The following is a 6,508-nucleotide window of genomic DNA, read 5'->3' on the forward strand; positions in this document are numbered from 1 at the left end:
TTCTCTTCCGATCTAAAGATGTGATCAGCAACCCGGGTATCTACCCAAGCGAAGAGGTGAAGGCAACACTGTTCACCCAGAACGCGCACACTGCGAAGTTCGACCGCTTGCTGACCCGTGCCTGGACCAACGTGAAAACAGGTCGCTAACAGGTTTTAGATATTGATATAAAAGGGGAAACTCGGTTTTCCCTTTTGTTTCCACAGCCGATGTCTAGATAAGTGTTTTGGTGTACAGAGCATTTATTTAGCAACTTCCATCTTGGAAGTTCTGTGCTGGTTCGGTGTGAACAGTTCGAGCAGTGTAACCACCGGGCACTTTCAGAATTACCAAATAAGAATAATATGAGGGCATGGTATGACTTCCTCTCAGGTGATCGATATGCAGAGTTCTACAGTGGCGGCCGCCAAAACAGTGCCGTCCTGGAAGCAGGATGGTGCTGAGCCATTCGTGAAAATTGAGAACATTACCAAGAAATTTGGTGAGTTCACTGCAGTCGATAACGTATCTCTGGATATTTATAAAAGCGAACTGTTCTGCCTGCTGGGTGGTTCCGGCTCCGGCAAAAGTACTCTCTTGCGTATGCTGGCGGGGTTTGAGGCTCCAACCAGCGGTCGCATTCTGATCGACGGCGTTGATATGGCGGGTATCCAGCCATGGAAACGTCCTGTGAACATGATGTTCCAGTCCTACGCGCTGTTTCCGCACCTGACTGTGGCGGACAACGTGGCGTTCGGTTTGAAGCGTGAAGGCGTCTCCAACAGCGAAGCGAAAAAGCGTACGGCAGAGATGCTGGATATGGTTCAGCTGGGACATCTGGGCAAGCGTAAACCACATCAGTTGTCCGGCGGTCAGCGCCAGCGTGTGGCACTGGCCCGTTCCCTGATTAAACGTCCAAAACTGCTGTTGCTGGATGAACCGCTGGGTGCACTGGATAAAAAACTGCGTGAAGAGACCCAGTTTGAGCTGATCAACATCCAGGAAGAGCTGGGTGTGACCTTCGTGGTGGTAACCCACGACCAGGAAGAGGCGATGACGCTGGCGACCCGCATCGGCGTGATGAACAACGGTGTGATCGTGCAGACCGACGAGCCACACGATGTGTACGAGTATCCGAACAGCCGTTTCGTGGCGGAATTTATCGGTTCCGTGAACCTGTTCGAAGGCCAAGTTACCGAAGATGAGCCGGACTTCGTACGCATCGCATCACCGGAAGCGGGCGCGTCGCTGACTATCAACCACGGCATCAGCTGTGCACCGGATCAGGTGGTGCATGTGGCTGTCCGTCCTGAAAAGATCCATATCAGTCACGAACGTCCGGAACAGAAAGACAACTACCTGCAGGGTGAGATCGAAGAGATCGCCTACATGGGTAGCCTGTCGGTATTTAAGGTGCGCCTGCCAAGCGGCAAAGAGGTACGCGTCACGCAACCGAACTTCACCCGTCATATGGGCGAACGCTTTACCTGGAATGACAAAGTGTTCCTGTACTGGGATGAAGACAGCAGCGTGGTACTGACGTCATGAGTATTTCGACCGGTTCAGCGTGGGTCGACGGCTCTTCGTCGTTGATGAAACGCTATAAAATCTTACGGGGTACAAACTGGGGTAAGGCCGCTGTTGTTGGTGTTCCGGCGATCTGGCTGGCTGTGTTCTTCTTTGTACCGTTCCTGGTTGTGTTCAAGATCTCCCTGTCGGAGACTGCCATCGCCGTGCCTCCATATACCTCTCTGCTGGAGTGGGATGTGGAAGAGGCGTACATGACCTTCAAGTTGAATTTGGGTAATTACCTCTACCTGTTGGAGGACGCGTTCTACCTGGATGCGTACCTCAGTTCGATCAAGATTGCAGGCGTTTCGACGTTCTTTGCACTGATTGTGGCATTCCCGATCGCGTACCTGATCGCCCGTAGCGAAGGTTCCCGACGTGGCCTGCTGCTGGCGCTGGTAATCCTGCCGTTCTGGACCTCCTTCCTGTTGCGTGTATACGCCTGGATGGGGTTCCTGAAGAAGAACGGTATTGTAAACGAGTTCCTGCTCTCCATCGGTATCATCGATCAGCCGCTGATCATGCTGCAGACTGACTTCGCCGTGTATATCGGTATCGTCTACACCTATCTGCCGTTCATGGTGCTGCCGCTGTACAGTGCGCTGGAGAAGATGGACATGACCCTGCTGGAAGCAGCTGAAGATCTGGGTTGTACGCCAATGAAAGGTTTCTTCCTGATCACCGTGCCGCAGGCGATGCCGGGCATTATCGCAGGTTGTTTGCTGGTGTTTATCCCGGCGGTGGGTGAGTTCGTCATCCCTGCGTTGCTGGGTGGTTCTGATACGTTGATGATTGGACGCGTGCTGTGGGACGAGTTCTTCCTCAACCGCGACTGGCCGATGGCATCTGCCGTGGCAATTGTGATGCTGGTGGTGCTGGTACTGCCGATCATGCTGGTACGTAACAGTCAGGGTAAACAGGAGGCGATCTGATGCAGCGTAAATCTAATTTCCTCAATATCACGGCGGGACTGGGATATCTGTTCCTCTATGCGCCGATCATTGCCCTGATTGTTTACAGCTTTAACGCCTCCAAACTGGTAACCGTTTGGGGTGGCTGGTCCATTAAATGGTATGTGGAGCTGTTTAAGAACGATCAGATCATTGAAGCCGCATTGCTGAGTGTGAAGATCGCGTTTGTCAGCGCCTCGCTGGCAGTGGTGCTGGGCACCATGGCGGGTTACGTACTGAGCCGCTTCGGACCGTTCCGCGGTAAGATGATTCTGTCTGGCTGGATTACCGCACCGCTGGTAATGCCAGAGGTCATCACCGGTCTCTCCCTGTTGCTGCTGTTCGTGGCGATGGAAGGGATGTTCGGTTGGCCGTCCGGTCGTGGCACCGGCACTATCATCATCGCACACACCACGTTCTGTATGGCGTATGTGGCGGTGATCGTGCAGGCACGTTTGTCCTCCCTGGATGAAACCCTGGAAGAGGCTGCGATGGATCTGGGCGCTAAACCAAGCTCGCTGTTCTTCCTGGTGACGCTGCCGCTGATCATGCCGGCGATCATTTCCGGCTGGTTGCTGTCATTCACCCTGTCGCTGGATGACCTGGTAATTGCCAGCTTCGTATCCGGTCCGGGTAACAGCACGCTGCCGATGGTGATCTTCTCCAAAGTGCGTCTGGGTGTAACCCCAGAGGTGAACGCACTGGCAACGATCATGATTGCGATCGTGGCGATTGGTGTGATTGCCGCCATGTGGCAGATGCGCCGACAGGCGCGCCTGATGAAGCCTGAATAAATCAGGTGTCTAAAGAATTGGAGTGGCTGTCAGTACACCGGTAGCCACTCCACTCAGTAGTATTATCGCTGCCATGTATTGCAGCGCAGTTTTGCAGGTAAAAGTAATGAAGATTGGTATCCTCGCAACCGGTATCACACCGGATGAGCTTCTGAATCAGTACGGCTCCTATGCGGATATGTTTGTGCAGCTGTTTGATAAAGCGCAGCGCCAGTTTGAATATGAGCTGTTTGATGTACGCGACGGTATTTTCCCGGAGAGTGCTGAGCAGTGTGACGGCTGGATCATCACCGGTTCCAAGTTCAACGTGGATGAAAACCGCGACTGGATGCAACGCCTGAAGAAGCTGATCCTGGAGATCGACGCAACCGGAAAGCCGATGCTGGGTATCTGCTTTGGTCACCAGATCATCGCCGAAGCGTTTGGCGGCAAGGTGGAATCCTTTACCGGTGGTTGGGGTGTGGGTCTGCACAGCTACAACCTGATCGGTGAAAACGACTTCATCGCTGACCAGCCTGAGTCGTTTACTATCAGTGCGATGCACCGTTACCAGGTGACTGAGAAGCCGGAAAATGCCGTGGTGTTTGCTGAATCTGATTTCTGTGAGTTTGCAGGCTTGGTGTATGGCGACAACATCCTGACATTCCAGGCGCACCCGGAATTTAACCTGCAGTACGAAGATGCGCTGGTAGCTCTGCGCAAGGGTGCCGTCATTCCAGACGATACCGCGGATGCAGGTTTGGCATCCCTGCGACAGGAGGGGGCGGCAACCGACTCTCTGGTCGTGGCTCAGTGGATGGCAGACTTCCTGCAGCGCAAGAGCGCCTGATCATTTTTCGCGGCTATCTGGATCCCCGGATAGCTGCTTTTGCATTTCTTATTTTTCAATAATTCTCACGACGCTTCGGACTTGTTCGCGGGTTCTTTACGTCCGGATATTGTAAAAATCTCCGGGTTAGCTCCACTTTGCCTGCAGCATGGCTGAATCGGTAGTAAAGCGGGAGTCCAGGTATGAATCTTTCCGTCAGTCAGCGAATTGTGCTGACCATGGCAGTCACGCTCGTGCTCTTTCTGGCGACCTCTCTGGTGGCCTATCAAAGCTTTAACGCGGTCAGCACCCAAGTGGGTTCTGTGATCCGTGATGCCTCACCACGGGTATATATCGGGGCCAATCTCCGGGCCAATCTGGCGGATACCAAGTATCTGTTACTCGACTTCATTAGCGGTTCCAGCGGACAAAACAGCAAGCAGGTTAATGCGCAGCTGGGCTCTTTACGGTCGTTGTTTGAGGATGACTTTGCCACTCTGGAAGGGCTGGAGAGCGGTAGTGCCGAGGTTGCGCAGATGAGGTCGCTGACCGAACAGATCTTTGATCACTCGGCGCAGATCGTCGAGCAAAAATCCCGTTATCGTGCCGAACAGGCACATATCGCAAAGCAGGCCGAAGAGTTCCAGTACCTCACCGACGAGATGGGCTACACACTGGAAGATCTGCTGCACGAAGAGTTCCGCTTTGATTACCTGAAGGTTCTGCGTCCGATCCGCGATGATATCGCCTACCTGAACGGTAAGGTGGCGGAACTGATGCAAACCGACGATCCAAAACGCTTGGAGATGTTGGGCGCTGAGGTGAAGAAATACCTGGATCGTCTATCGCAGTTGATCCCGGCGGTGGAAAAGCTGGATAAGGAAGCCCATGAATCCATTATCGAGATGTGGGTGCCATACCAGCAGCAATTGCAGGGCGAAGATCTGACCCTGACCTCCTACCTACAGTCGATGGATGCGCAACGCAGTTCCGAAGCTTTACTGACCGAAACGGCGATGTTGGTTTCGCAGAATACCCAGATGATTAACAGCTTTATCGATGCGGCACGCCAGTACGCCCATGCGGCGGAGCAAACCACCGATGAAACAATTGCAGATGGCAAGCTGCTGATTGCGGCGGGCACGTTGCTGGCGGCGCTGTTCTCTGCGTTTGTTGGGTTCCGTCTGGTGACCTATCTGCGCCGTTCGCTGGAGCAGGTGGTGAGTGGTATGGGACGGATCGCCTCCGGTGATCTTTCCACCCAGCTGGAGGTGCGCGGTAACGACGAACTGACCCGTTTGGCGGAAAGCACCAATGCGCTGTCCAAGGAGCTGCGTCATCTGGTGCAGGAGATCGTACTGACCGTAGAGGAGGTACACAGCACCGCCGGTGCCAGCCGTGAGATCAGCCGTAACACTCTCGGAGGTGTTGAGCAGCAGGGGCTGCAGAGTGCCCGTCTGGCGGCAACGGCGACCGAGATGGAAGCCAGTGCTGCCGAAGTGGCCGCCCACGCAGATCAAACCCTTAACGAAGCGTTGGATGCGGAATCGGTACTGGAAGCCAACAACCGCTCGTTGCAGGAGAACAGCCGGGCGATCAGCGCGCTGGCAGGGCGGGTAACCACGTCGATGGATGAGGTGAAATCCCTGCAGCAACACAGCGAATCGATCAGCGAAGTGATCGACGTGATTCGTTCCATTGCCGAGCAAACTAACCTGCTGGCGCTGAATGCGGCGATCGAGGCGGCCCGTGCCGGTGAGACTGGACGTGGTTTTGCGGTAGTGGCAGATGAGGTACGTTCATTGGCGAATCGAACCCAGGGCTCGATCAGTGCAATCGAAGAGACCGTGCTGAACCTGCAGAACGGTGCGGAAACCACCGTGCGGGCGATGTCTACTTGTTCAACAGAAGCAATCAGCTGCAGTGAGAATCTGGATCAGAGTACGGAAACTCTAAGAAGCGTAGTGGCAGCTGTTCAGCGTATGCGGGAGATGAACTCCCAGGTAGCGACAGCGACGGATGAGCAGAATGCGACGGTACGAGATATCAGCCAGAGCCTTACCGAGATCAATCAGATTATGGAGGGTACCACCCGTGGTGCTGAGCAGGCTGCATCGCAGAGTGAATCGTTGCTGCAGTTGTCGGATAACCTGTCCGGCCTAGTGAAGCGGTTTACGGTGTAAGGTGGTTTGGACCACATTGTAGGGCAGGCTTTAGCCTGCCGGCAGCCTAAAGGCTGCCCTTGTATCTCTCCAAGATGGGTGGTTAGCTACCGTCCATCGTCAGAAGTCGGTGAGTTTGTGGCTGCCCTTAGTCCCTAAGGCTGTTCTGTAGATTAAACCCCGACTTCCCCTTATCTCAGAACTGAATGGTATCAAAGCGCTCTGAATTTCAGATGATGCTGCATT

Annotated in this window: 5 protein-coding genes; all 5 read left to right on the top strand. The window is 54.1% G+C overall.

Annotated elements, in window-relative coordinates:
• The first annotated feature begins 357 nt into the window (after positions 1-357).
• Complete coding sequence (locus tag ACEQ15_RS10960; RefSeq protein ID WP_370279229.1) at positions 358-1,527, top strand: ABC transporter ATP-binding protein; 1,170 nt, start codon at positions 358-360, stop codon at positions 1,525-1,527.
• A gap of 44 nt (positions 1,528-1,571) precedes the next feature.
• Positions 1,572-2,480 (top strand): ABC transporter permease subunit, encoded by a 909-nt coding sequence (locus ACEQ15_RS10965; protein ID WP_372530378.1) that lies wholly within the window; start codon positions 1,572-1,574, stop codon positions 2,478-2,480.
• On the top strand, positions 2,480-3,292 hold the full coding sequence (locus tag ACEQ15_RS10970; protein ID WP_370279231.1) for an ABC transporter permease subunit: 813 nt from the start codon (positions 2,480-2,482) through the stop codon (positions 3,290-3,292). The genes ACEQ15_RS10965 and ACEQ15_RS10970 overlap by 1 nt, the downstream gene beginning before the upstream one ends.
• Positions 3,293-3,398: 106 nt before the next feature.
• Entirely contained in the window at positions 3,399-4,121 is a 723-nt protein-coding gene (locus ACEQ15_RS10975; protein WP_370279232.1) for a gamma-glutamyl-gamma-aminobutyrate hydrolase family protein, read from the top strand.
• A gap of 182 nt (positions 4,122-4,303) precedes the next feature.
• Complete coding sequence (locus ACEQ15_RS10980) at positions 4,304-6,283, top strand: methyl-accepting chemotaxis protein (protein ID WP_370279233.1); 1,980 nt, start codon at positions 4,304-4,306, stop codon at positions 6,281-6,283.
• Positions 6,284-6,508 lie beyond the last annotated feature (225 nt).

Source organism: Pontibacterium sp. (assembly GCF_964228735.1).
Lineage (GTDB): Bacteria > Pseudomonadota > Gammaproteobacteria > Pseudomonadales > Balneatricaceae > Pontibacterium.